Source organism: Novosphingobium sp. BL-S-34 (assembly GCF_056857015.1).
This window is the reverse complement of sequence record NZ_CM166473.1, coordinates 1,358,256-1,381,098: the sequence shown is the minus strand read 5'-3', so window position 1 is coordinate 1,381,098 and position 22,843 is coordinate 1,358,256. Positions and strand designations below refer to the sequence as shown.

General features: G+C 66.2%; 19 protein-coding genes. 10 read left to right on the top strand and 9 right to left on the bottom strand.

All coding sequences use genetic code 11. The features are described from left to right. Nucleotides 1-90 precede the first annotated feature (90 nt). The 6 genes from AC1VV3_RS19885 to AC1VV3_RS19860 all read left to right on the top strand — a co-directional run bounded on the left by AC1VV3_RS19885 (nucleotide 91) and on the right by AC1VV3_RS19860 (nucleotide 5,634). The gene (locus AC1VV3_RS19885; RefSeq protein WP_482962241.1) at nucleotides 91-309 is read left to right on the top strand and encodes a ParD-like family protein; all 219 of its coding nucleotides are present in this window, start codon (nucleotides 91-93) and stop codon (nucleotides 307-309) included. Continuing rightward, nucleotides 306-1,106 carry a type I methionyl aminopeptidase gene (gene map / locus AC1VV3_RS19880; protein WP_482962240.1) on the top strand — a complete coding sequence of 267 codons (801 nt, stop codon included), beginning with the start codon at nucleotides 306-308 and terminating at the stop codon, nucleotides 1,104-1,106. Before AC1VV3_RS19885 ends, map begins: the two co-directional genes overlap by 4 nt. A gap of 147 nt (nucleotides 1,107-1,253) precedes the next feature. Next, a complete protein-coding gene (locus tag AC1VV3_RS19875; protein WP_482962239.1) occupies nucleotides 1,254-3,494 on the top strand; it encodes a catalase in 2,241 nt (746 codons plus the stop codon). 160 nt (nucleotides 3,495-3,654) lie between these two features. Beyond that, complete coding sequence (locus tag AC1VV3_RS19870; protein WP_134093666.1) at nucleotides 3,655-4,077, top strand: hypothetical protein; 423 nt, start codon at nucleotides 3,655-3,657, stop codon at nucleotides 4,075-4,077. A gap of 64 nt (nucleotides 4,078-4,141) precedes the next feature. Further along, nucleotides 4,142-4,894, top strand: a complete 753-nt coding sequence (gene yaaA, locus AC1VV3_RS19865; RefSeq protein ID WP_134093667.1) for a peroxide stress protein YaaA — start codon at nucleotides 4,142-4,144, stop codon at nucleotides 4,892-4,894. Then, nucleotides 4,891-5,634, top strand: coding sequence for an SDR family NAD(P)-dependent oxidoreductase (locus AC1VV3_RS19860; RefSeq protein WP_482962238.1), 744 nt, complete (start codon nucleotides 4,891-4,893; stop codon nucleotides 5,632-5,634). The genes yaaA and AC1VV3_RS19860 overlap by 4 nt, the downstream gene beginning before the upstream one ends. Nucleotides 5,635-5,688: 54 nt before the next feature. Here AC1VV3_RS19860 and AC1VV3_RS19855 read toward each other — a convergent pair whose 3' ends face one another. Further along, nucleotides 5,689-6,195 carry a VOC family protein gene (locus AC1VV3_RS19855; RefSeq protein WP_482962237.1) on the bottom strand — a complete coding sequence of 169 codons (507 nt, stop codon included), beginning with the start codon at nucleotides 6,193-6,195 and terminating at the stop codon, nucleotides 5,689-5,691. Nucleotides 6,196-6,262: 67 nt separating this feature from the next. Here AC1VV3_RS19855 and AC1VV3_RS19850 point away from each other — a divergent pair, with 67 nt between their 5' ends. Beyond that, nucleotides 6,263-9,412, top strand: a complete 3,150-nt coding sequence (locus AC1VV3_RS19850; protein ID WP_482962236.1) for a glycoside hydrolase family 2 TIM barrel-domain containing protein — start codon at nucleotides 6,263-6,265, stop codon at nucleotides 9,410-9,412. A 170-nt stretch (nucleotides 9,413-9,582) separates the two neighbouring features. Here AC1VV3_RS19850 and AC1VV3_RS19845 read toward each other — a convergent pair whose 3' ends face one another. The 4 genes from AC1VV3_RS19845 to AC1VV3_RS19830 form a co-directional block, all read right to left on the bottom strand. Then, the gene (locus tag AC1VV3_RS19845; protein WP_134093670.1) at nucleotides 9,583-9,963 is read right to left on the bottom strand and encodes a DUF779 domain-containing protein; all 381 of its coding nucleotides are present in this window, start codon (nucleotides 9,961-9,963) and stop codon (nucleotides 9,583-9,585) included. Between the two features lie 57 nt (nucleotides 9,964-10,020). Next, complete coding sequence (adhP, locus tag AC1VV3_RS19840; RefSeq protein WP_482962235.1) at nucleotides 10,021-11,052, bottom strand: alcohol dehydrogenase AdhP; 1,032 nt, start codon at nucleotides 11,050-11,052, stop codon at nucleotides 10,021-10,023. A 97-nt stretch (nucleotides 11,053-11,149) separates the two neighbouring features. Then, entirely contained in the window at nucleotides 11,150-12,670 is a 1,521-nt protein-coding gene (gene adh, locus AC1VV3_RS19835) for an aldehyde dehydrogenase (RefSeq protein ID WP_132269244.1), read from the bottom strand. A gap of 166 nt (nucleotides 12,671-12,836) precedes the next feature. After that, complete coding sequence (locus tag AC1VV3_RS19830) at nucleotides 12,837-13,808, bottom strand: GAF domain-containing protein (protein WP_431567712.1); 972 nt, start codon at nucleotides 13,806-13,808, stop codon at nucleotides 12,837-12,839. A 263-nt stretch (nucleotides 13,809-14,071) separates the two neighbouring features. On the opposite strand from AC1VV3_RS19830, the gene AC1VV3_RS19825 reads away from it, so the two are divergent. The 3 genes from AC1VV3_RS19825 (at nucleotide 14,072) to AC1VV3_RS19815 (ending at nucleotide 17,711) form a co-directional block, all read left to right on the top strand. Then, on the top strand, nucleotides 14,072-15,658 hold the full coding sequence (locus AC1VV3_RS19825) for a toll/interleukin-1 receptor domain-containing protein (RefSeq protein ID WP_134093673.1): 1,587 nt from the start codon (nucleotides 14,072-14,074) through the stop codon (nucleotides 15,656-15,658). 73 nt (nucleotides 15,659-15,731) lie between these two features. Continuing rightward, nucleotides 15,732-16,211: a nucleotide synthetase gene (locus AC1VV3_RS19820; protein ID WP_132269249.1), complete on the top strand. Its 480-nt coding sequence runs from the start codon at nucleotides 15,732-15,734 to the stop codon at nucleotides 16,209-16,211. 27 nt (nucleotides 16,212-16,238) lie between these two features. Next, a complete protein-coding gene (locus AC1VV3_RS19815) occupies nucleotides 16,239-17,711 on the top strand; it encodes a TRAFs-binding domain-containing protein (protein WP_482962234.1) in 1,473 nt (490 codons plus the stop codon). A gap of 18 nt (nucleotides 17,712-17,729) precedes the next feature. Here the strand turns inward: AC1VV3_RS19815 and AC1VV3_RS19810 are convergent, their stop codons facing one another. The 4 genes from AC1VV3_RS19810 to AC1VV3_RS19795 form a co-directional block, all read right to left on the bottom strand. Then, on the bottom strand, nucleotides 17,730-18,389 hold the full coding sequence (locus AC1VV3_RS19810) for a Crp/Fnr family transcriptional regulator (RefSeq protein ID WP_482962233.1): 660 nt from the start codon (nucleotides 18,387-18,389) through the stop codon (nucleotides 17,730-17,732). A 715-nt stretch (nucleotides 18,390-19,104) separates the two neighbouring features. Further along, entirely contained in the window at nucleotides 19,105-20,799 is a 1,695-nt protein-coding gene (locus AC1VV3_RS19805; RefSeq protein WP_482962232.1) for a M28 family metallopeptidase, read from the bottom strand. A 162-nt stretch (nucleotides 20,800-20,961) separates the two neighbouring features. Beyond that, nucleotides 20,962-22,077 (bottom strand): aminotransferase class V-fold PLP-dependent enzyme, encoded by a 1,116-nt coding sequence (locus AC1VV3_RS19800; RefSeq protein ID WP_482962231.1) that lies wholly within the window; start codon nucleotides 22,075-22,077, stop codon nucleotides 20,962-20,964. A gap of 3 nt (nucleotides 22,078-22,080) precedes the next feature. Further along, nucleotides 22,081-22,827 (bottom strand): tryptophan 2,3-dioxygenase family protein, encoded by a 747-nt coding sequence (locus tag AC1VV3_RS19795; protein ID WP_482962230.1) that lies wholly within the window; start codon nucleotides 22,825-22,827, stop codon nucleotides 22,081-22,083. Nucleotides 22,828-22,843: the final 16 nt, after the last annotated feature.

Sequence of the window (22,843 nt, the reverse complement as noted above, 5' to 3'; positions counted from 1 at the left end):
CCGGAAGAAGCTGCCCCTTGCCCGAACTCGTCGGCTTGCATATGAACCATTTATGATTCGTATATGTTTCATATGGTAAAGGCCGGTTGCATGGGTATCGTCAATATCGAGGATGAGCTGCACGACCAGCTCCGCAAGGCCAGCAAGGCGTCCTATCGTTCGATCAACGCGCAGGCGGCTTTCTGGATCAGGATCGGCATGCTCTGCGAGTTGAACCCACAGCTCACGTTCCAGCAGCTCGTCATTCGCGAACTCAGGGAGGCGGGGGTCGACCCTGACGATCTGGCCTGCGGAGCGCGCGTGCCATGATCAAGACGCCCGAGGAAATCGAACTCATGGCCGAATCCGGCCGTCTTCTGGCATCGGTGTTCACGTTCCTTGACGGACAGCCGCTCGCCGGGCGGACGACGATGGAGATCAACGACCTGGTGGAGCACATGATCGTCCACCAACTGGCGGCGCGGCCCGCCAGCAAGGGGCAGTACGGCTATGGCTATGTGCTGAACTGCTCCCGCAATGATGTCGTGTGCCACGGGGTCCCTTCCGAGACCGAGACGTTGCGGGCGGGAGACATCGTCAATTTCGACATCACCCTTGAAAAGAACGGCTTCATTGCCGATTCCAGCAAGACTTATGCCGTCGGCGAGATCGCGCCTGCGGCCGCGCGTCTGGTGAAGACGACATATGAGGCCATGTGGAAAGGCATCCAGGCGGTTCGGCCCGGTGCGCGGCTGGGCGATGTCGGCCACGCCATCGAATATCACGCCAAGAAAGCCGGCTATTCGATCGTACGGGAATATTGCGGACACGGCATCGGCCGGGAAATGCACGAGAAGCCCGAAGTGCTCCATTTCGGCCGGCCGGGTACCGGCGTGAGACTGGAAGAAGGCATGGTCTTCACGATCGAGCCGATGCTGAACCAGGGACGGCGCCTGGTCCGCACAGAGGATGACGGTTGGACGGTGGTGACGGTGGACGGCAAGCTGTCCGCCCAGTTCGAGCACACGGTGGCAGTCACCCGGAATGGCGTGCGCGTCCTCACCCTGCGGCCCGAGGAGAGGCTTCCGTCGCGCGGGAAGACCGCCTTGCGCCCGGCCCGGGCATAATCGCGATGACCTAGGTTAATTTCGGCGGATCGGCGGCAACTCCCCTTCGCGGGCGGGGTTATCGGGCACAGACACCGAGCATGCAGGTATGCCGAAGCGGCGGCCTGCGAGAGCATCGGTGCCATCTCATCCCAGCGAGGATAGCCCATGGCCAAGACCCCCACGAAAGCTTCCGCGAAGCGTGCACCTGCCCAGAAGAGCCCGTCGAAGACGCCATCGAAGAAGGCCCCATCCGACGTCACCGCCGCCGATATCGGCGGCGAAACGCCCGCCAAGGCCGACCCGGTTCCGGCTGACGCCGCGATCTCCCATAGCTACGCCGAGACGCAAGGATCCGGCGGAGAAACCCGCCAGAGCGCCGGGGAGGGCGTTGCGGCGCTGACGACCCAGCAGGGCGTGCCGGTTTCGGACGACCAGAACAGCCTGAAGCAGGGCGCGCGCGGGCCGACGCTTCTGGAAGACTTCCATTTCCGCGAGAAGATCTTCCACTTCGACCATGAGCGCATCCCCGAGCGTGTCGTCCACGCGCGCGGCTACGGCGCTCACGGCTACTTCGAATTGACGGATAGCCTGGCCGATGTCAGCCGGGCCGACGTGTTCCAGCGCGTCGGCGAGCGCACGCCCGCCTTCGTCCGCTTTTCTACCGTGGCCGGATCGAAGGGTTCGTTCGACCTCGCGCGGGACGTGCGCGGCTTTGCGGTCAAGATCTACACCCAGGAGGGCAACTGGGACCTGGTAGGCAACAACATCCCGGTCTTCTTCATCCAGGACGCGATGAAGTTCCCCGATCTCGTCCATGCCGCCAAGCCCGAACCGGATCGCAATTTCCCGCAGGCCCAGACCGCGCACGACAATTTCTGGGACTTCGTCAGCCTGACGCCGGAAAGCTTCCACATGATCATGTGGACCATGTCGGACCGCGCCATTCCGCGCTCTTTCCGCACCATGGAAGGCTTCGGCGTGCACACCTTCCGGTTGCTGGACGCCGAGGGCAAGTCCACGTTCGTCAAGTTCCACTGGAAGCCGAAGCAGGGGCTGCAATCGGTGGTCTGGAACGAGGCGGTCAAGATCAACGGCGCAGATCCGGACTTCCATCGCCGCGACTTGTGGGACGCCATCAACGCGGGTGACTTCCCCGAATGGGAACTGGGCGTCCAGTTGTTCGACGATGCCTTTGCCGACAGCTTCGACTTCGACGTGCTCGACGCCACCAAGCTCATCCCCGAGGAACTCGTGCCGATCCGCGTCGTCGGCCGCCTGGTGCTCGACCGGGTGGTGGACAACTTCTTCGCCGAGACCGAGCAAGTGGCCTTCTGCACCCAGAACGTGCCCCCGGGGATCGATTTCTCGAACGACCCGCTGCTTCAGGGCCGCAATTTCTCCTACCTCGACACCCAGATCAAGCGGCTGGGCGGACCCAACTTCACGCATATTCCGATCAACGCGCCCAAGTGCCCCATGGCTCATTTCCAGCAGGACGGGCACATGGCCATGCGCAATCCCAAGGGTCGGGCGAATTACGAACCGAACAGCTGGGGCGCCGAGCAGGGCGGCCCGCGCGAGGATCCCGTGCGCGGTTTCACCAGCTATGCCGAGACGGCAGATGGCCCGAAGCAGCGGGTGCGGTCGGAAACCTTCGCCGATCACTATAGCCAGGCACGGCAGTTCTTCGTGAGCCAGACGCCCGTCGAGCAGAAGCACATTGCCGATGCCCTCGTGTTCGAGCTGTCGAAAGTGGAGCGCCCGGACATTCGCGCGCGTACCGTCTCCCACCTGATCCGCATCGACCCCGGGCTGGCAGGCACCGTGGCCGATGGGCTGGGCCTGCCGTTGCCCGATCCCGCGGTCGCGGCGCGCGAGCCGATCGCGAACCTTCCCGCTTCGGACAAGCTGAGCATCGTCAAGAACGGTCCAGCGGACTTCAAGGGCCGCAAGCTGGGCATCCTCGTGAGTGACGGCGCCGACGCGGCGGTGCTCTCTGCCCTGCTCGAAGCGGTGGAGGCCGAGGGCGCCGTCTATGAGGTGGTTGCACCCAAAGTCGGCGGCGTGACGCTGTCGGACGGGACCCGTCTGGCCGCCAGGCACAAGATCGACGGCGGCCCTTCGGTGCTGTTCGATGCCGTGGCTCTGGTGGTGTCCGGGGAGGGCGCGGGGCTGCTCGCGATGGATGCGGCGGCGAAGGATTTCGTCACTGACGCCTTCGCGCATTGCAAGTTCATCGGTTACACCGGCGCGGCGGAGGCGATCTTCGCCAAGGCCGGGATTGCCGGTGATCTCGATGAGGCCTGCCTGAAACTGGGCGGTGCCAAGGATGCCGGCGCCTTCCTCAAGGCCTGCCGAGCGCTGCGTCACTGGCCGCGCGAAATGGCGGTCGATCTCGACGCGTAATCGGGCTGGCGCAAACGCCGGTTTTCGGCGCGGCCCGGTCTCGGTTTCCCTGTTTGGAACCGGGCCGGGCCGCTGGTCGTTTCTCAGCCTCGACGCCGTTCCCGTTTGCGGACTAGTGTCATCCGCGAGCGACCCCGACGATTACCGAAGGAATCCATTCATGAAACGCATCCGCAACCTGTCCCTGCTGGCTTCCGCGCTCGTTCTGGTGCCTGTCAGCGTGCTGGCCCAACCGGCGCCCACTGCCGGCGCGCCTCGTGAAAAGGTTGCAGGGCAGAGCGTGGCCGAGATGGGTCTGCCCCAGGGCGCCGAGGCCGGCGACGCAGAGGCGCGGCGCAAGGCACTGAACGAGCAGCAGGCGCAGGCGGCGCGGGCGCAAGTCGAGGACAACGTGGCGCGCGAACAGGCGCGTGAGGCCGCCATCGCCACGGAGACTGCGCGGCAGGACCGCGAGCAGGCGGCCTATGCCGAAGCCGTGCGCCAGCACGACGCGGCCGTGCAGGACTACCAGGCGGCCCGCACGACCTGGGAACGCGCCAATCCCGCCTGCAAGCGCAACGACCCGGTGAAGTGCCCCCGCTGACCGGGGCTTCCGAGGCATGCGGGGCGGTTTGACGTGGTCGTCCGCCCCCGCTACCGCGCGATCGATGATCGCTCTCCTGTCTCCCGCGAAAACGCTCGATTTCGAGCGCGCCCTGCCGCCCCTTGCCGTCACCACCCCGCATTTCGCTGAGGAGGCGGGCAGCCTGGCACGGTCTGCGGCGAACCTGACGCAGAAGCGGCTTTCCGAGCTGATGCACATCTCGCCGCGTCTCGCCAAGCTCAACGCCGATCGCTTTCGCGACTTCGCGGAACTGCCCGAACGGCAGGCGCTCTTCGCTTTTGCCGGCGATGTCTACACCGGCTTCGAGGCGCATACCCTGGACGAGGCCGGGGTCGCCTTCGCGCAGGATCATGTTCGCATGCTTTCCGGCCTTTACGGACTCTTGCGCCCTCTCGACGCGATCCGGCCCTACCGACTGGAAATGGGCACGCGCTGGGCGCCGCGCCACAAGAGCCTGACCGACTGGTGGGGCGATCGCATCGCCGGGTTCCTGCTGGAGCAGCTGGCGGAAGAGGGTTCGGAAACCGTGCTCAACCTGGCCAGCCAGGAGTATTTCGCCGCCGTCTCCGGAAAGTTGCCGGGCGTCCGGGTGATCGAGGTGGAATTCCGTGAGCCCGGCCCGAACGGCCCGCGCTTCGTCAGCTTCAACGCCAAGCGCGCACGCGGCATGATGGCGCGCTGGCTTTGCGAACATCACGTCACCGAGATCGACGCCATGCGCGGTTTCGACAGCGACGGCTATCGCTTCGATGCCGCCGAGAGCGATGCCGACCGCTGGCGGTTCACCCGCTCGTGAGCGCCGCGGGCCGGTCCTCCGCCGTCGTCATCGGCGCATCCGGCGGGATCGGCGCCGCGTTCGAAGCGGCCCTGATCGAGGAAGGCGCTTACGAGGTCGTCCATGGCTTCGCGCGATCGCGGACCGGGGCGGATCACCTCGACCTGCTTGACGAGGCCAGCATTGCCGCTGCCGCCGCTCGCGTGGCCGCAGGGCCGCCGCCGGGGCTGGTGATCGTGGCCACCGGGCTGCTCCACGAGGAAGACCACGGCCCGGAGAAGGCGCTGCGCGATCTCGATCCTGCATGGCTGGCCCGGCTCTATGCGGTCAATGCCATCGGGCCGGCGCTGGTGGCGAAGCATTTCCTGCCGCTGATGCCCAAGTCGCGGACGGGACCGGGGGCGGGAACCGGCAGCGGGGCGCCATCGGTCTTCGCGGCGCTCTCGGCCCGGGTCGGTTCGATCAGCGATAACCGGCTGGGCGGCTGGCACGGCTATCGTGCGTCGAAAGCGGCGCTCAACATGCTGGTGCGCAATCTCGCCATCGAGGAACGGCGCCGCAGCGAGCGCACGATCGTGGTGGCGCTCCATCCCGGCACGGTCGACACGGCCCTGTCGCGTCCGTTCCAGGGCAACGTTCCGCCCGGCGGCCTGTTCGATGCCGAACGCGCGGCGCTGCAGTTGCTGGACGTGATCGAGGAGCTGAAAGTGACTGACAGCGGCAAGCTCTTCGATTTCGAAGGCAAGGAGATCGCGTTCTGAGGCAGGCCGGCTCAGGCTGAGGGGTCGGCAGGGATGTGGAACCGGACTTCGGGCCTAGTCGTCAGGTTGCCACAGTTCGAGCGGGTTGCCTTCCGGGTCATGGATGCGGGCGAAGCGGCCGACGCCTGGCATGTTCCATTCGGGATTGGTCACCACGGCCACGCCCGAGGCCAGCAGCCGCGCGCAAAGCGCGTCGAGATCGTCCACCCGCAAGTTCAGCATCCACGCCTTTTCGGCCGCGAAATAATCGCTATCGGCGGGGAAGGGCGCGAAAACGCTTGGGCCGGCCTGGGTGTCCCAGGCGCCATGCGGCGATGCGCCGACGCCGAGATGTTCGGCATACCAATTCTTCAGCGCCTCCGGGTCCTTCGCCCGGAAGAAGAAGCCGCCGATACCCGTCACACCCATTTCCGTGCTCCCGATCCGAATGGCAGGGCCATACCACAGGCCGCGCCGCTCAGCGAATGCTTCCTCGGCAGAGGAAAGCCGCTGCCCGCTGTCTTGCAATTCGCCTCGCTGAGTATACGATATATCAAACGGCCGGCTCGATCCGGCTTTCACGGTTTCATTCCCGCGAGGGGCGTTCCGGCGCGGGGCGGCCCGGTGGGAGTCGGCAAGGGGCGGATTGGTGCGACATTTCCTGAACAGCTGCGCGGTGGGCGGGCTCATGACCGGGCTCCTGCTGGCGCAAGCCGCCACGGCCCAGCCCGCCGCGGCGTCTCCGGCCGATCGTTCGGCCCCGGCAGAATGGGAACAGCCCCAGGTGGTCCGGCAAGGCGCCGAGCCCATGCGCACCACGTTCGACGGCTTCGAGACACGCGCCGGTGCCCTTTCGCGCGACGTGGCGAAATCGCGCTATCACTTGTCTCTGGACGGGGACTGGAAGTTCCATCTCTCCCCCACGCCGGAAAGCCGCCCGGCCGAATTCTTCAAGCCCGATTTCGACGTGAGCGGCTGGGGCACCATGAAAGTGCCGGGCATTCTCCAGGCCGAAGGGCACGGCCGCCCGGTTTTCGTCGGCAGCGGCTATCCCTTCCCGCGCGACCAGCCATGGATCGACCATCGCCTCAATGAAGTCGGCTCCTATCGCCGCGACTTCACGGTGCCGGCGAACTGGTCCGGCCGCCGCCTCTTGCTGACGGTGGGCGCGGCGGGCGCGGCCTATTACATCTGGGTCAACGGCCAGCGCGTCGGTTACTCCGAGGATTCAAAGCTCCCCGCCGAGTTCGACGTGACCCGCTATGCCCATGCCGGCAGCAACACCGTCGCCATCGAACTCTACCGCTTCGCCGATGGCAGCTATCTGGAAGACCAGGACTTCTGGCGCGTCAACGGGATCGAGCGGAGCGTGACGCTCTACGCGGCGCCGGCCACGCATATCCGCGATCTCACGGTCGATGCCGGGCTGGAGAACGCCTATCGCGACGGCAAGCTGACCGTGAAAGTCGACCTAGCTGGCCAGCCCGAGGCGATGCGCCTGCGCGCGACGCTGCTCGACGGCAAGCGGGAAGTGCTGACGCGCGGCGGCACAGCGCAAGGGGGCACGGTGTCCCTTGAGGCGGGCGTGCCCGCGGTGCGGACATGGTCGGCCGAGGACCCGCAGCTCTACACATTGCTTGTCGAACTGCTCGACGCCGACGGCAAGCTGGTGGAGGCCACCAGCCGCCGCATCGGCTTCCGCACCGTGGAGATCGCCGAGGGCGAAGTGCGCGTGAACGGCAAGCGCGTGATGATCCGCGGCGTGAATCGCCACGAGCACGACCCGAAGACCTTCCACGTCGTCTCCGAGGAGACGATGCGCCGCGACATCGAACTGATGAAGGCGGCGAACGTCAATGCCGTGCGCACGTCGCACTACCCCAACGACCCGCGCTGGTACGACCTTGCCGACGAATATGGCCTCTACGTCATGGACGAGGCCAATATCGAGAGCCACGGCTACCTCAGCCTCTCGCAGGAACATGGCAACGATCCCAAGTACCTGCTGGGCAACGATCCCAAGTGGCAGGCCGCCCATCTCGACCGGGTGGAGCGCATGGTTCGGCGCGACCGCAACCACCCCTCGATCATCTTCTGGTCGCTGGGCAACGAGACCGGCATCGGCACCAATTTCGAAGCCGCCGCCAAGTGGGTGCGGGCGAACGATCCCAGCCGCCTGATCAACTTCCTCGGCTGGAGCATGAGCAACTGGCGCCACCCGGTGAACAGCTATGTCGACATCTTCGCGCCGATGTACGACGACGTGCCGAAGATGATCGACTACGCCCAGGACCCGGCGTTCACCCAGCCCCTGATCCTGTGCGAATATGCCCATTCGATGGGCAACAGCCTGGGCGATCTCCAGGGTTACTGGGATACGATGCGCCGCTACCCCAAGCTGCAGGGCGGCTTCATCTGGGACTGGGTGGACCAGACCATGGAGCTGAAGGACAAGGACGGGCGGGCCTATTGGGGCCAGGGCCTGGACTATGATCCCGATCCGAAGGACGCGGGCCTGCACGGCGACGACAGCCCGGTGGGCGACGGTGTGATCCAGTCCGATCGGACGCCCGATCCCGAATATTACGAACTCGCCAAGGTCCAGGCGCCCATCGCCTTCACCCACGATGCGGACGGCTACCGCGTGGTCAATCGCCACGACCATATCGACCTTTCGCGCTTCACGCTCGACTGGACGGTCATGGAGAATGGCAAGGATGTCGCCAGCGGCGCTCTGGCGACGCCGGACGTGGCCGCGGGGGGATCTGCTGCGCTGGTGGTGCCGGTTCCGGCGGCCAGGGACGGCTCGGCCGAGCGCATCCTCGTGCTGCGTGCCCGCGCCAAGGCCGGCGCCGTGCCGACGCAGCCCGCCGGGCATGTGGTGGGCTGGGAGCAGTTCGCCTTGACCGCGCCGGCCGTCGTCGCGGCGGCGGCAGGCACGGTCGCGCCCAGTGAAACCGCATCTGCCATGCGCCTCGCCTCGGGCGATGCGGTGCTGGAGATCGACAAGGCGACCGGCCTCGTCACCCGCTACGCCCGCGGCGGCAAGCTGCTGCTCACGGGAGGAGCGCCCAATTTCTGGCGATCACCCACTGACAACGATGTCGGCGCCGGCGTACCCAAGAGCCATGCCATGTGGCAGTATTTCTCCGAGCATCGCCGCGTCGAGGCGGTCGAGCGGGACGGCAATGCCGTGGTCGTGCGCCATGACATGGGTGTGGGCTCGGTGAAGACCGAAACGCGCTGGACCATGGCCGCCGACGGCTCGGTGGGGGTCACTGTCCATTTCGAGCCGCTGCGCGACACGCTGCCCGATCCGCTCCGCCTGGGCCTGGCTTTCGAGACGCCCGCCGTGCTCGACCAGGTTCGCTGGTTCGGCCGCGGTCCGCAGGAGACTTACGCCGATCGCAAGACCGGCGGCCTCGTCGCCCAGTGGCAGGGCGCCCTGGCGGACCAGTTCCACGATTACGCAAGGCCGCAGGAATCGGGCAACAAGACCGACGTGCGCTGGATCGAACTGACAGGCGCCAGGACCGGACTTCGCGTCACCGGCGCGCAGCCGCTGTCGGTCAATGCGCTTGCTTTCCCTTATGCGGACCTAGCCATGAAGCCGCCCGGGCAGGCGCATAGCGCCGACATCCGCCCGCATGGCAACGGCACCCTGCTGATCGATGCGGTGCAGGCTGGCGTGGGCGGGGACACCGGCTGGAACCTCGATGGCCGGGCGCACATGCCCTATCGCATCGCGCTGAAGCCGCTGACATATGCGTTCACCATCGGCGCGCCGGGGGCCCGCTGAAACGGCCGGCGGAACGCGCATGTGCCGTCTGGCAGGGCGCTTCGTTTCTTGGCGGCAGCGGCATCCTGATCGTGTTTCAGGGTTCCTTGTCGTGCCTGCTGCGGCGCTCGGGGTCTTGCTGGCGCTATGGGTGACGTCGCGGTTGCCAGCGCAGCGGGCAGGGCCAGCCTTCAGGGCGAGCCCGAACCCTTGTCCAACTGCCGCAACTCGTCCTCGGTGAAGACACGGCCGCGCGTCAGGAAGCGGCGTTCGCGGCCGTTGTCCAGGCTGAACATGCCGCCCCGGCCGGGAACGACGTCCAGGATGAGCTGGGTATGCGCCCAGGCCATGCCTTGCGCCCGGCCGATGTAAACGGGCGCGCCGCTCACTTCGCCGAGCAGGATGTCGCCTTCGCCGATGCGGAACTCGCCTTGCGGGTAGCACATGGGGGAAGACCCGTCGCAGCAGCCGCCCGATTGGTGGAACAGCACCGGACCGTATTCGGCGGTCAGTTCCGCGACCAGTTCAAGTGCCGCCGGGGTGGCGGCGACCCGTTTTACCTCATTCGTCACCCCGGCGAACTCCTGTTCTCTTCGTTCGACCTTGCGTCTTTCCGCCTTGCCGCAGCCTCATCCGGCCATGTCGAGGACGACGCGCCCTTCGATCTGGCCCTTGTGCATACGATCGAAGATGGTGTTGATGTCCTCGATCTTCGCGGTCTCGACCGTTGCCCTGACTTTGCCTTGCGCTGCGAAATCTATGGATTCCTGCAAGTCCAGCCGGGTGCCGACGATCGAGCCGCGCACGGTGATGCCGTTGAGCACCATACCGAAGATGTTGAGCGGGAAGTCGCCGGGTGGCAGGCCGTTGAGCGCCACGGTGCCGCCGCGTGCGGTCACGCCGATGGCCTGTTCGAAGGCTTTCTCGCTCACCGCCGTCACCAGCACGCCGTTGACCCCGCCGCCGGTCTCGCGCTTGATGATCGTGGCCGGATCCTCGTTGCGGGCATTGACCGTGATCGTCGCGCCCAGCCTGCGGGCAAGGTCCAGCTTGCCGTCATCGATGTCGATCGCCGCGACGTTGAGGCCCATGGCAACGGCATATTGCACGGCCATGTGGCCCAGCCCGCCGATGCCGCTGATCGCCACGTAGTCGCCGGGCTTGGTGTCGGTCATCTTCAGGCCCTTGTAGACCGTGACGCCAGCGCAGAGCACCGGCGCGATCTCGGTGAAGCTGATATTGCCGGGCAGATGGCCGACATAGTTGGGATCGGCGACCACATAGTCCGCAAAGCCGCCGTTGACCGAGTAGCCGGTGTTGAGCTGGGTTTCGCAAAGGGTTTCCCATCCGCCCAGGCAATGCACGCAGTGGCCGCAGGCGGTGTAGAGCCAGGGCACGCCCACCCGGTCGCCCTCCTTCACATGAGTGACGCCCGCGCCGACCTGGCTGACATAGCCTACGCCTTCGTGGCCCGGAATGAACGGCGGGTTGGGCTTCACCGGCCAGTCGCCCTCGGCGGCATGGAGGTCGGTGTGGCAGACGCCGGAGGCCTGGATGGCCACCTGGATCTGGCCGGGGCCGACTTCGGGAACCGGTACTTCGTCGATCGTCAGCGGTTTTCCGAATTCACGCACGACGGCAGCCTTCATGGTCTTGGCCATTGGAACACTCCTCTCGGGGGATAGTCAGGTGGTCGGGGGGTGGGGGGCGCGCGCCGCGAGCGGGAGAGAGCGGTGCGGCGCGCGCCGGGGGTGAAGCTCAGAAGAATCCGAGCTTCCGGGGGCTGTAGCTGACCAGCATGTTCTTCGTCTGTTGGTAGTGGTCCAGCATCATCTTGTGGGTCTCGCGCCCGATGCCCGACTGCTTGTAGCCGCCAAAGGCCGCATGGGCCGGGTAGGCGTGATAGCAGTTGGTCCAGACGCGCCCGGCCTTGATCTCGCGGCCGAAGCGGTAGCAGGTGTTGGCGTCGCGGCTCCACACGCCCGCGCCGAGCCCGTAAAGCGTGTCGTTGGCGATGGAGAGCGCTTCGTCCGCGTCCTTGAAGGTGGTGACCGAAACCACGGGGCCGAAGATCTCCTCCTGGAAGATCCGCATCTTGTTATGGCCCTTGAACACGGTCGGCTTGACGTAATAACCGCCCGCCAGTTCGCCTTCCAGCTGCGCCGCCTCGCCGCCGATCAGGATCTCGGCGCCTTCCTGGCGGCCGATGTCGAAGTAGGAGAGGATCTTCTCGCGCTGTTCGGAGGATGCCTGCGCGCCGATCATCGTCGCGGGATCGAGCGGGTTGCCCTGGACGATGGCGGCCACGCGCTGCAGGGCGCGCTCCATGAAGCGATCGTAGATGCTTTCCTGGATCAGCGCGCGGCTGGGGCAGGTGCAGACTTCGCCTTGGTTCAGCGCGAACATCACGAAGCCCTCGATCGCCTTGTCGAAGAAGTCGTCATCGGCGGCGGCCACGTCCTCGAAGAAGATGTTGGGCGACTTGCCGCCCAGCTCCAGCGTCACCGGGATGAGGTTCTCGCTGGCGTATTGCATGATGAGGCGGCCGGTCGTCGTCTCGCCGGTGAAGGCGATCTTGGCGATGCGGCTGGACGAGGCGAGCGGCTTGCCCGCTTCCAGGCCGAAGCCGTTGACGATGTTGAGCACGCCCGGCGGCAGCAGGTCGCCGACGATCTCCGCCCAGACCATGATCGAGGCCGGCGTCTGCTCCGCGGGCTTGAGCACCACGCAATTGCCTGCCGCCAGGGCCGGGGCGAGCTTCCAGGCGGCCATCAGCAGCGGGAAGTTCCAGGGAATGATCTGGCCGACCACGCCCAGCGGCTCGTGGAAATGGTAGGCGACGGTGTCCTGGTCGATCTCGCTGATCGAACCTTCCTGACCCCGGATCACACCGGCGTAGTAGCGGAAATGGTCGATGGCGAGAGGTACGTCGGCGGCCAGGGTCTCGCGGATCGGCTTGCCGTTGTCCCAGGTCTCGGCCGTGGCGAGGCGCTGCAGGTTCTCTTCCATGCGGTCGGCGATGAGATTGAGCACGCGCGCGCGTTCGGCGACGGAAGCCTTACCCCAGGCGTCCTTGGCGGCATGGGCGGCGTCGAGCGCGGCCTCGATGTCGGAAGCGTCCGAGCGGGCGATCCGGCCCACGACCTGCCCGGTGATCGGGGAGATATTGTCGAAGTAGCGACCGGCCTTCGGCGCGACCCAGGCACCGCCGATGAAGTTGTCGTAGCGTTCTGCGAAGGGGGCCTGGAGTGCGGTCCGGTCCTGAACAAGTGCGTCCACGGATATATCCTCTCTTGCGGCGCCTGGTGGCGTCTCGTCGAGGATGAGTGTTGCGCAGTGGAAAGGATTGCGAAAGCGGGTGGGGGCGGGCGAGCCGGCCTTGGTGTCTCACCCGCGAGACAGTTTGCGGATTTCTCCTGAGCCCGATGACCTGAGCCCGATGGCGCTAGCGCGAAAGGCCGGCCTTGGCCATGCGGCGATAGAGGGTGGCGCGGCCCACGCCCAGGATGCGCGCCGCCGAACTGGCGTTGCCGCCGGCCTGCGCCAGCGCCTGGCGCAGGACGGTGCGGTCGCCGTCCTCGAAGGAAGGGCCGGACGACGCCGCGCCCAGCACCTGGTCAAGCGGACGGGGGCGGCAGAGCATGGCGTCCGTGAGCCGCAGCCGCGTACGCGCGCCGCGGCTGGCGCCGATCACCAGGTCGTCGCGGTCGGTGGCCAGGAGAGCCGTGCCGTGGACCGGATCGTCGGCCAGGAACACGATGCGCGAACCGGCGAAATGCTGGCAGAAGTAATCGCGCTCGATCCGGCGGGCCGCGTCGCGCACCAGGGCGGAGACGAGTTCCGCCATCGCGGGGCCATGGTCCTGGCGGTAGCTGGAGACGTCGAGCGCGCCCGCCAGCCGCCCGTGCGGATCGTGGAGCGGGGCGTCCATGCAGCTTATGCCGACATTGCGGCTGGCGAAGTGCTGGTCGCGGTGAATGACGACGGGCTGGTCCTCGAAGAGGCAGGTGCCGATGCCGTTGGTGCCTTCCTCCGCCTCGCCCCAGCGGCCGCCTTCCACAAGGCCCACCGCGTCGAACTCGGCGGCGTCGCCATCGCCCACCCGGCGGTCGAGCACGATGCCGGTCGGATCGCTGAGCACCACGCCGCAGCCCGATCTGCCGACCGAACGGTACATCTGGTCAAGCACCGGGCCTGCCACGGCCAGCAGGGCGGCATGTTCGCTGCGCCGATGGCCAAGGGTGGCAAGGTCCACGCGGGCGCGCTTGGCGCCCGTGCCGGGATCGAGTCCATGGTGGAGGAGAGAGCGGCACCATGACGCCGTCACGGCCGAAACACCGGCGCTGCTCGGCGAACGTACCGCGTCGATAACCACATCGATGTGGCGCAGCTCGGGGCTGGGGCCGTTCCGACTCATCGCATCTCCTGCGCGCAGGATCACGGTTGCAACCGATGAAGTCAAACGGCTCCTCTGGGAACGGCGCGATCTCAGGGAAAATCCCGGTCCACGCGCGAAATTTCGCAGCGCTTTTCGAACGTTGCACCGCCATGCCCATCTGGTAGGGGAGAGGACGGCGGGACTTTGGGGCGACGAACAGGCGGCGGGCCGCTATTGAACCATAAGGGATGGAGCCGATTCAAAGGCTTTCAGGGGCGTTGGCAGATGGTCGTTTATTGCCGATGACGGCGGAACAGGACATCGCGGGGAATGAGGGAACGCGCCGCTACCGCGCGTTCCTGAGCTATAGCCATGCCGACGAGCGCTTTGCCGGCCAGTTGCACCGCTGGCTGGAATCCTATCGCATCCCTGCGCGCCTGGTCGGCACCGTCACCCGCGCGGGGGAAGTTCCGCGCCGCGTCACGCCGATCTTCCGGGATCGCGCCGAACTGCCCGCGGCCTCCAGCCTCGACCAGGAAGTGCGCCAGGCGCTGTCGCAATCCGATGTGCTGCTGGTGCTGTGCTCCCCTGCGGCGCGCAATTCGCGCTGGGTCGATGCCGAGATCGAGCTGTTCCGCAGCCTCCATCCCGACCGGCCGGTGATCGCCGCGCTGCTGGAGGGAGAACCGGAGGACAGCTTCCCAGTCTCGCTGGTCGGCCCCGATGCGAACGGCGTGGTCCACGAACCGATCGCGGCGGATTTCCGCGCCGAGCATGATGGGCGCAAGCTGGCCCGGCTCAAGATCGTCGCGGGCCTTACCGGCATCGCGCTGGACCAGATCATCCAGCGCGATGCGCAACGTCAATTGCGCCGTGTGATTGCCATCACGCTCCTTACGGTGCTGCTTACTTTATCCATGGCCCTGATGCTGATCTTTGCGCTGCGTGCGCAAATGGAGGCGGAACATCAGCGACAGCAGGCCGAAGGATTGATCGAGTTCATGTTGACGGATCTCAGACAGCGGCTGGAAGGCGTGGGCCGCCTGGATGTGCTGCAATCGGTCAACGAGCGCGCGCTCGATTTCTATGCCGACCAGTCGGACCTCAAGGCCCTCCCGGCCGACTCGCTGGAACGCCGCGCCCGCATCCTCCACGCAATGGGGGAAGACGACCACAAGCGCGGCGACCATGCCGGCGCCCTGGCCAAGTTCAGCGAGGCGCACCGCGTCACCGGCACTTTGCTGGCAGCCGATCCGCGCGATCCTTCGCGCATCTTCGCCCATGCCCAGAGCGAATTCTGGCTCGGCTACGTGGACTTCATCGCCAAGCGCTACGACAAGGCCCTGCCGCGGTTCCTGGCCTATCGGGCGCTGGCGGAACACCTCGTGCGCCTGGTGCCCGGCAACCAGGCCTACTGGCGCGAACTGGCCTATGCGGAAGGCAATATCTGCACGATCGCCGTCACCCGGAAGGGGCCGGAAGAGCAGCTCGCCGAATGCGGCAATGCACTTCGCACGATGGAGCGCGTGGCCCGGATGGAGCCGCAGGACCGCAGCCTCGATGCCGATATCGCCAACCGTCACGCCTGGATGGCGGACGCCCTGCGGGCGCAGGGGCGCGACGTGGAAGCGCTTGGGGAGCGGGCGAAGCAGGCGGCCATCGTGCAGCGCCTGGTGCGGGAAGATCCCAAGAACGCCACCTATCAGCAGGACTGGATGCTGGCGCGCTATTCGAATGCGCAATTGCTCTATAGTCTCGGCGAGAAGGGGCGTGCGGAACAGTTGCGGGACGAAGCGCGGGACGATGTCGCCCGGCTCATCGCATCCGATCCGGAAAACAACGACTGGCGGCTCTGGCAGATGAAGCTGGCCCGTCCGTTGGAAGACTGATCCGAATCCGGGCCTCGCGCCAGAAGCCGGCGGCTTTTGAAGGGAGGCTTTTCAGAAGTTTAGGGGAAAACGCATGTCTACGCTCAATTATACCCAGTACGGCCTTTCGCCGTCCTTCGATCTCGGCCTCTCGGACGATGCCACTGTCGTGCCGTTCCGCGTGACGCTCGAAGTCGTGGATGAGCAGATTTCGCTGCATTACGAAGTGGTGGACGGCAAGGATCTGGACTACATTCCCATCACTTGCGACAGCAAGGTGGAGATCGAACTGGTAGGCGACCAGCTCTATTTCTCGAAGCAGTGGGATGCCATCACCACCAAGGAAGCGCTCTCCTCATTCTATGGCGGCCTTGAATACAGCAAATACGACGAGGAACTCGATCGCTACAAGGTCGTCCGCTTCCAGGCGCGTTTCAATCGCGGCGGGAAGTTCGGGACCAAGCATCCGTTCAACATCAACGTCGACCTGCTGCAGGGCACCCGCTGCGAACCCCGCTGGATCGGCCTTACCATCGATCCCGACATCAAGAACCCGCCGCCGCAGCGCTTCTGACTTTCCAATCCTCCAAGGGGTGCGCCCGTGACTCTTCCTGCCCTTGCCAGAATCAGGCAGATCGCGCGTGCGGGCGACACCCTGCGGGCCTGGCGCATGTTCGAGGAAACAGGCCTCGGCGCCTCTTCCGCCCCCGATGCGCTCAGCCTCAAGGGCCGGCTGCTCAAGGATCGCGGGCTGCGCAGCCTGGGCGGCGACCGGGCCAGCCTGCTCGAACAGGCTCAGGAGGCCTACCTACAGGCCGCGGGCGGCCGCCCGGCGACTTATCCGCTCATCAATGCAGCCACCATCGCCTTCCTCAATGACCGTCCCAAGGAGGCGCGGGACATCGCCGGCCGCATCCTGGACATTCTGGCGAGCGGCGCACACGAGCCGGAGACACGCTACTGGCTTGGCGCGACCGAGGCCGAGGCGCTGCTGCTGCTGGACGATCCGCAGGCGAGCCGCGAAGCGCTGGAACGGGCCATGCAGGCGGCCCCGGAGGCTTGGGAAGACCACGCGGTAACGCTGCGGCAGTTTCGGCAGATACTCGAACGGCTGGGCCGGTCGCCTGACCTGTTCGATCATCTCCAGCCGCCGCCCAGCCTCTATTTCTACGGGATCATCGGTCTTCCGGACGATGAGGCCGAAGTGCGCGCGAAGCTGGAAAGCGTGCTCGACGAGATCCGGCCGGGCGCCGTTTTCGGCGCATTGGCGGCCGGTGCGGACATCCTCGTGGCGGAAATGGCGCTGGCGCGCGGCGCCAGGCTTCATGTTGTGCTGCCGACGGCGATCGCACGGTTCCGGGAAATTTCGGTCGCGCAATACGACAGCCAGTGGGGCGAGCGGTTCGATCGCCTGATCGAGAAGGCCGACGTCGTCGAGGTGCTGGGCGGCAATGCCGGCCTGTCCGAGGCGGCGATCCTGAACGGCGCGCGCGTGGCCATGGGACTGGCGCTGCGCCATGCACGAAGTCTGGCGACACGGGCCTTGGCGCTCCATGTCTCGCGCCCGACCGACGATCCGGCGCTCGCCGAAACGGAATGGCGCGCACAGGACCTGCCGGTCTGCAAGGTGAACCTCGAAAACTGGCTGCCCGCACGGGGCGGGGCACTGGACCCGGCCTCGAACCTGGCGATCGTCGCTTCCGCGGAGCCGCTGCCCGCGATTGCCGGTCATGAACCCGTCGCGCAGGTGCATGGGGAAGGCGGTGAAATCCTGGGCTTTGCAGACCTGGTGATGGCCATGAGCTACGCGGAGGCGGCCCTGCGACTCGCGCCGGAGGTCCGTCTGGGGCTCGACAGTCGGGCCGTGGCGGTGGAGGAAGCCCTGGAAGCCTCGGGCGAACTGGCCGTTCTGCTGGCCCGCGCGGCCCCGCCGGGCAGCATCTGCGCATCGTGGCCGCAAGTGGCCGCGCTGGATATCCTGGCGCCGCGCTACCGCTTCGAATCGGCGGGAGAGATCGTCACGAGCCTTGGCGACGTGCCGATCGGGTTGTTCTGCCGCTTCACTGCCGCCTGATCGCAGCGCGAATCGCTTTCAGCAGATCAACTCGGCCAGCATGCGCGGTGCATGGATGGTGAGTTGCTCGTCGTCGCGGCTGATGATCCCGCGGCGGATCAAGGCGGCGATGGCGCGCGACGCGGTTTCGCGAGTGGTGTTGGCGCCGAGCGCCAGAGTGGTGACCCGGGGCGAGGGCACGATCCGGTCGCGACCGTCGGCCAAAGCGACCAGTTCGGCATAGACCCGCCCGGCGGCACTATAGGTCATGCGCGTTACCATGCGGTCCAGCGCGCGGTCGAGCTGGCGGGCGAGGAGGCGCGCCATACCCGCAGCGATCTGGACGTTTCCGGCCACGAGTTCGGCGATTTTCGGGGCTTCGGCGCAGAGTAGCTGGCAATCCAGCAAGGCGCTGATCTCGGCGCGGTGCACCGTGGCGGCCGGATAGGCGCCGAAGAATTCGCCCGGCCCATGCTGCGCCACCTGCTGGCGCTGCCCTTCCAGCCCATATGTCTCGACTCGCAGTGCGCCGTCGATGACCAGCCAGCAATTGTGCGAGGGTTCGCCCTGGCGGGCCAGGATATCCTTGTTGGCCAGGCGCTGCGGAATCAGGACGCGGGCAAGGGACTCGGCAGATTGCCGATCGCACCGAAAAATCGCCCCGATAGCCTCGATCTGACTTTCGAAATCCAAAGACACAGCCCCTTAGCCGATGCGGTGAACGCCGCACGACTGCATCGGGCTTAACCCATCCAGGCGGGTTAGGGGAAGAAGCTAGGTGTCGATTCCTGATGAGGCGTGATCCCCGTCACGCGCCAGGGGCAATTCAAGGCGTACACAAATGGCGCGACCCGAAGGCGGCTCGTACAGAGCAGCCCTATTCCTTGGCCCGGAGGTCTTTATGGCCTTCGGGCCATTTTTTATGTGCCGACGGGCTCGTCGAGGGCTTTATGAAGCGCCTTTGCGAGTTTCGCGGCCGGGCGATGCAGTTTCAGGCTTCGGTATGGAAGGGCCTTGTTTCGGCCTCTTTATCAGTGTGCGAACGTTTCGAAGTGCGACCCGAGGACGGGTTTGGAAGTGCGGCTAGTTCTTGTTTCATCGCAATGAATTGCTGCCGCAGAGCTGCCATCCGAACAAGTGAAAAAAAAGTCATTGCGGTGTTAAAAAGGCAGTATTTCGAAGGACATCGGGAGTGTCTGCTGGTGCCGTTGCACCTGACCGAATGTGCCGGTCTTGGCGGAACTCCTTCATTCCATTCGAAGAAAAGGATCCGGGGCCGTGGTTTGCACGGTTCCGGACAGAGTAGACCGGAACGGTCCTTTCTTGAACGCGGCGGCAGCTGGCCCGGCCGGCTCCAGGGCCCCGACGCCGTCTTCCGGCGCCGGGGCGATGCATCGACCTGGCTTTGCCTGCCTTACTTGCGCGAGGCGGAAGTCGCGTCGCGGGCCGCGCGGAACTCGCTGTCCTGCGACCAGTTAGGCCAGTCGCGGCCGTTCGCCAGGCGGTTGCCGACGCTGTAGAGCAGCGTCATGTCGCTGTTCCAGCCGGACGTGTTCCAGTTCGGATCGTATTCGTCGGCCGGCTGGTGGTACTTGTCGCGCGTGTAGATGTCCGACAGTTCCTTGCCGCGGGCGTCGCCGCCGTTGACGAGTTCACGGCCCGGGCTGAACGAAATCGCCGGGACGCCGCGCTTCGCCATCGGGAAGTGGTCCGAACGGTAGAAGCTGCCCGCTTCCGGGCGCGCATCGGGGGTATAGTGGCGGCCCAGCTTCTGGCCTTCTTCGGTCAGCATGGTCAGCAGATCGAGCTTGGCCGCGCCCGAGATGCTGAAGTTGGTGGTCTTCTCGATCGAGAGCGGGCCGTCCATGTTGATGACGCCGGCCGTCGTCGCCAGCGGGCGCAGCGGGTTGTCGGCATAGTATTCCGAGCCGAGCAGGCCCTTTTCTTCCGCCGTCACGGCCAGGAACAGCACCGAGCGTTCCGGCTTCGACTTGGCGAAAGTCCGCGCCAGTTCGAGCAGCGCCGCCGTGCCGGAGGCGTTGTCGCGCGCGCCGTTGTAGATGCGGTCTCCCTTGGCATCGGGCAGGCCGACGCCGAGGTGGTCCCAGTGGGCAGAGTAGATCACGGTTTCGTCCGGATACTTCGAGCCGCGCACCAGCCCGGCCACGTTGTGCGAGGTGATGATCTCCGACTTCACCGCATAGTCCGCGCTCATCGTTGCCTTCAGCGGCATGGCCTTGAAGTCCGTCTTGCGCGCGGCGGCCTTGGCGGCTTCGAAGTCCAGCCCCGAAGCCTTGAAGAGCTGCACGGCGAGGTCCTTCTGGATCCAGCCTTCCATCTGCGTATGCGCAGACTTAGGATCGGCGCGGACGATGTCGAACATCGTGTTGGTGTTGCTGTTCTTGACCGTCGCCCAGCCGTAGGAGGCGGGCTCGCTCTCGTGGATCACCAGCACGCCGGCCGCGCCCTGGCGGGCGGCTTCCTCGTACTTGTAGGTCCAGCGGCCGTAATAGGTCATCAGCTTGCCGCCGAAATCGGCCCCGCCATCAGCCGCACCGCCGCCTTCGAAATCGGGATCGTTGACCAGCACGACCATGATCTTGCCCTTGAGGTCGACGCCCTTGAAGTCATCCCAGCCGCGTTCCGGAGCCTTGACGCCGTAGCCGACGAAGACCAGCGGCAGGTCCTTGATGGCCACCGAGGACTGCCCCGTTTCCGCAGCGCGGACGGCGATCTGCTGGCCCTGCGACAGGGGCGTGGCGGCCCCGCCGATGGTCATCGCCAGGCTGGGCGCGCCGACGATCTCCGACTTGCGCAGCGGCACGTCTTGGAACCAGGTGCCCTTCTGCCCGGCCGGCTGGAGGCCGGCGGCCTTCATCTGCGCGGCGATGTAATCGATGGTCTTCTTTTCCGCCGGGGTGGCCGGGCCGCGTCCTTCGAAGGCGTCGCTGGAGAGCGTCTTGATGTCGTTCGAAATGCGGGCGACGTCGAAGGCGGGTGCGGCGGGCGCCGCCAGGGCCACGGAAGCCATGACCGATGCCGAAAGAAGGCCGCCGAGGGCCAGAGCGCGCAGGGCGCTGCGCGGGGCGCGGAACGTGGGGGAGGTCATCGATACTCCTTGGCCGGTCGGCCGTTGATGGCGTGCTGAATCGGGTCGATCCAAGGCGGCCGATGATGCCGATCCCCCGACGTATGTCGATATGTATACCTTATGATTTCGACAGTCGCGGACGCCGAACGCCAGCACTATCGACGATGGACCGCGGTCCGATCACGAAACGAGGCGAAACTCGAGCTGGGCTTCGGTGATCGCCCGGCCCAGTGCCTTCGCTTCTTCCGGGCTGTTCCAGGCGTGGAACGAGGCCCGCAGGCAGCGCCCGCGCACGTCGTAGCGGAAATCGCCGGGCGCGAGCACCGCGTGAAGGCGGTCGACATCGGCGAATTCCAGGCAGAGCGTTCCTCCGCGGCCGGTCATGTCGAACGGCCGGTCCACGGCCTCGGCAAAGGCGGCGATGCAGTCCCGGTTGTGGCGCAGGATCCTGTCCTGCCCCAGCGCGGTCACCGTCTCGATGCCGGAAAGGGCGAGCGCGAAAGGCGCGATGGACGGGCTGCCGCCCTGGAACCGGCGCGCGTCGGCAGCGGGGCGGAAGCTGCGGATGTCGAATTCGTAAGGGTCTTCGTGGCCGAACCAGCCGAGGTCGAGCGGTTCGATGCCGGGCGTCAGATCGCCGCGCAGCCAGAGCCACGCGGCACCGGGGCCGCCGCAGAGCCATTTCACGCTCGATCCGATCACAGCGTCCGCGCCCCAGGCGTGCGGTGCTACCGGCAGGATCCCGGCGGACTGGGCGGCATCGACGATGGAGAGCGCCCCGTGGCGACGGGCCATCGCGGCGATTTCGGCAAGCGGAGAGGTGACGCCGGTGTTCGAGTGAACGTGCATCGCGACGACCGCCGCCACGCTCTCGTCGAAATGGCTTTCCCAGGTGGCGGCGTCGCTGGGCGACTGGGCCGCGGGGATCAGCCGTGTCTCGAAGCCCAGTCGTTCAAGCCCCTTCGCGACATAGCCCACGGTCGGAAAGGCCTGCTCCGACATCAGCACACGGTTGCGCTCCGGGGTCGGTCGCAGCCCGGAGAGGAGCGAGAACAGCGCGGAGGAGACGCTCTGCTGCGGCGCGACTTCGTTCGCCGCCACGCCGATCAGCCCGGCGAGGGCGGCGCGGAACTTCTCGATCGTTTCCAGCCACGGCCCCCAGGCAGCGCCGCCGGTGGTCTGCCAAGGGCCGAGATAGCACGCGTCCAGCGCGGCGCGCGCCGCGCGCGGCAGGCAGCCGACCGAGTGGCTCATCAAATAGGGGCCACCCTCGGGAACATGGAACAGGTCACGCATCGATCACTGGCTCGCCTTTTCCGCAATGCTGTCGCGCACGCGGCCATAGTCATGGCCCCATTCGTCGGTCATTTCCACGCGCACGTCCCAGAGCTGGGGGAAAAAGCGATGTTTCGCACCGGCTTGGAGCAGATCGACGGAGCGCCCCTTCAGCGAGGCCGAGCCCATCCCGATCGAGCGGTGGATGAGGAACAAGTGGTGCCAGCGGAACTTGCCGAAAAGTTCGTCCAACTCCATCAGCGCCTCGGCGATGGCATAAGCTTCGTCATGCGCATAGCCATGGTCGTAGATGTCGCGCACCGTCCGCCCGGCGCCGGAAACGTAAGCCGCATCGAAAGTCTGCCAGAGATCGGGGATGATGCGGAGCAGCACGCGGAAGCCCGGAGATTCCTGGCCGCTGCCGTTGCCGAGCTGGAGGCGGATCTGCTGGTATTCCTTGGGCGACATGGTTTCCAAGAGGTCGAGCTGCTCGGTCATCATGCGCATGATGCGGTGGCAGCGGCCGAGCAGGGTGGTCACCCGGAACGCCTGCTTCGCGCGCAAGTGCTCGTCCACGGCGACGATCGTATAGGCCATGAGCTTCATCCACAGCTCCTCGACCTGGTGGACGATCTGGAACTGCAGTTCGTCGGCATTGGCCAGATCGTCGAAGGGCTTCTGGCAGGTCAGCAGACGATCGGTCTGGAGATAGAGTTCGTAGTCGAGCGCGGCGGGCGCTTCGAGCAGTTCGTAGACCTTGCGGCGTTCCATGTTGTCTTCCCGGGCT

What these genes read in the sequence shown, in the direction of transcription:
- AC1VV3_RS19825 (WP_134093673.1), top strand. Translation starts at nt 14,072, where the DNA reads ATGACGGCGGAACAGGACATCGCGGGGAATGAGGGAACGCGCCGCTAC.
- adhP (WP_482962235.1), bottom strand. Translation starts at nt 11,052, where the DNA reads ATGGCCAAGACCATGAAGGCTGCCGTCGTGCGTGAATTCGGAAAACCG.
- AC1VV3_RS19805 (WP_482962232.1), bottom strand. Translation starts at nt 20,799, where the DNA reads ATGACCTCCCCCACGTTCCGCGCCCCGCGCAGCGCCCTGCGCGCTCTG.
- AC1VV3_RS19820 (WP_132269249.1), top strand. Translation starts at nt 15,732, where the DNA reads ATGTCTACGCTCAATTATACCCAGTACGGCCTTTCGCCGTCCTTCGAT.
- AC1VV3_RS19800 (WP_482962231.1), bottom strand. Translation starts at nt 22,077, where the DNA reads ATGCGTGACCTGTTCCATGTTCCCGAGGGTGGCCCCTATTTGATGAGC.
- AC1VV3_RS19875 (WP_482962239.1), top strand. Translation starts at nt 1,254, where the DNA reads ATGGCCAAGACCCCCACGAAAGCTTCCGCGAAGCGTGCACCTGCCCAG.
- AC1VV3_RS19795 (WP_482962230.1), bottom strand. Translation starts at nt 22,827, where the DNA reads ATGGAACGCCGCAAGGTCTACGAACTGCTCGAAGCGCCCGCCGCGCTC.
- map (WP_482962240.1), top strand. Translation starts at nt 306, where the DNA reads ATGATCAAGACGCCCGAGGAAATCGAACTCATGGCCGAATCCGGCCGT.
- AC1VV3_RS19830 (WP_431567712.1), bottom strand. Translation starts at nt 13,808, where the DNA reads ATGAGTCGGAACGGCCCCAGCCCCGAGCTGCGCCACATCGATGTGGTT.
- AC1VV3_RS19870 (WP_134093666.1), top strand. Translation starts at nt 3,655, where the DNA reads ATGAAACGCATCCGCAACCTGTCCCTGCTGGCTTCCGCGCTCGTTCTG.
- AC1VV3_RS19885 (WP_482962241.1), top strand. Translation starts at nt 91, where the DNA reads ATGGGTATCGTCAATATCGAGGATGAGCTGCACGACCAGCTCCGCAAG.
- yaaA (WP_134093667.1), top strand. Translation starts at nt 4,142, where the DNA reads ATGATCGCTCTCCTGTCTCCCGCGAAAACGCTCGATTTCGAGCGCGCC.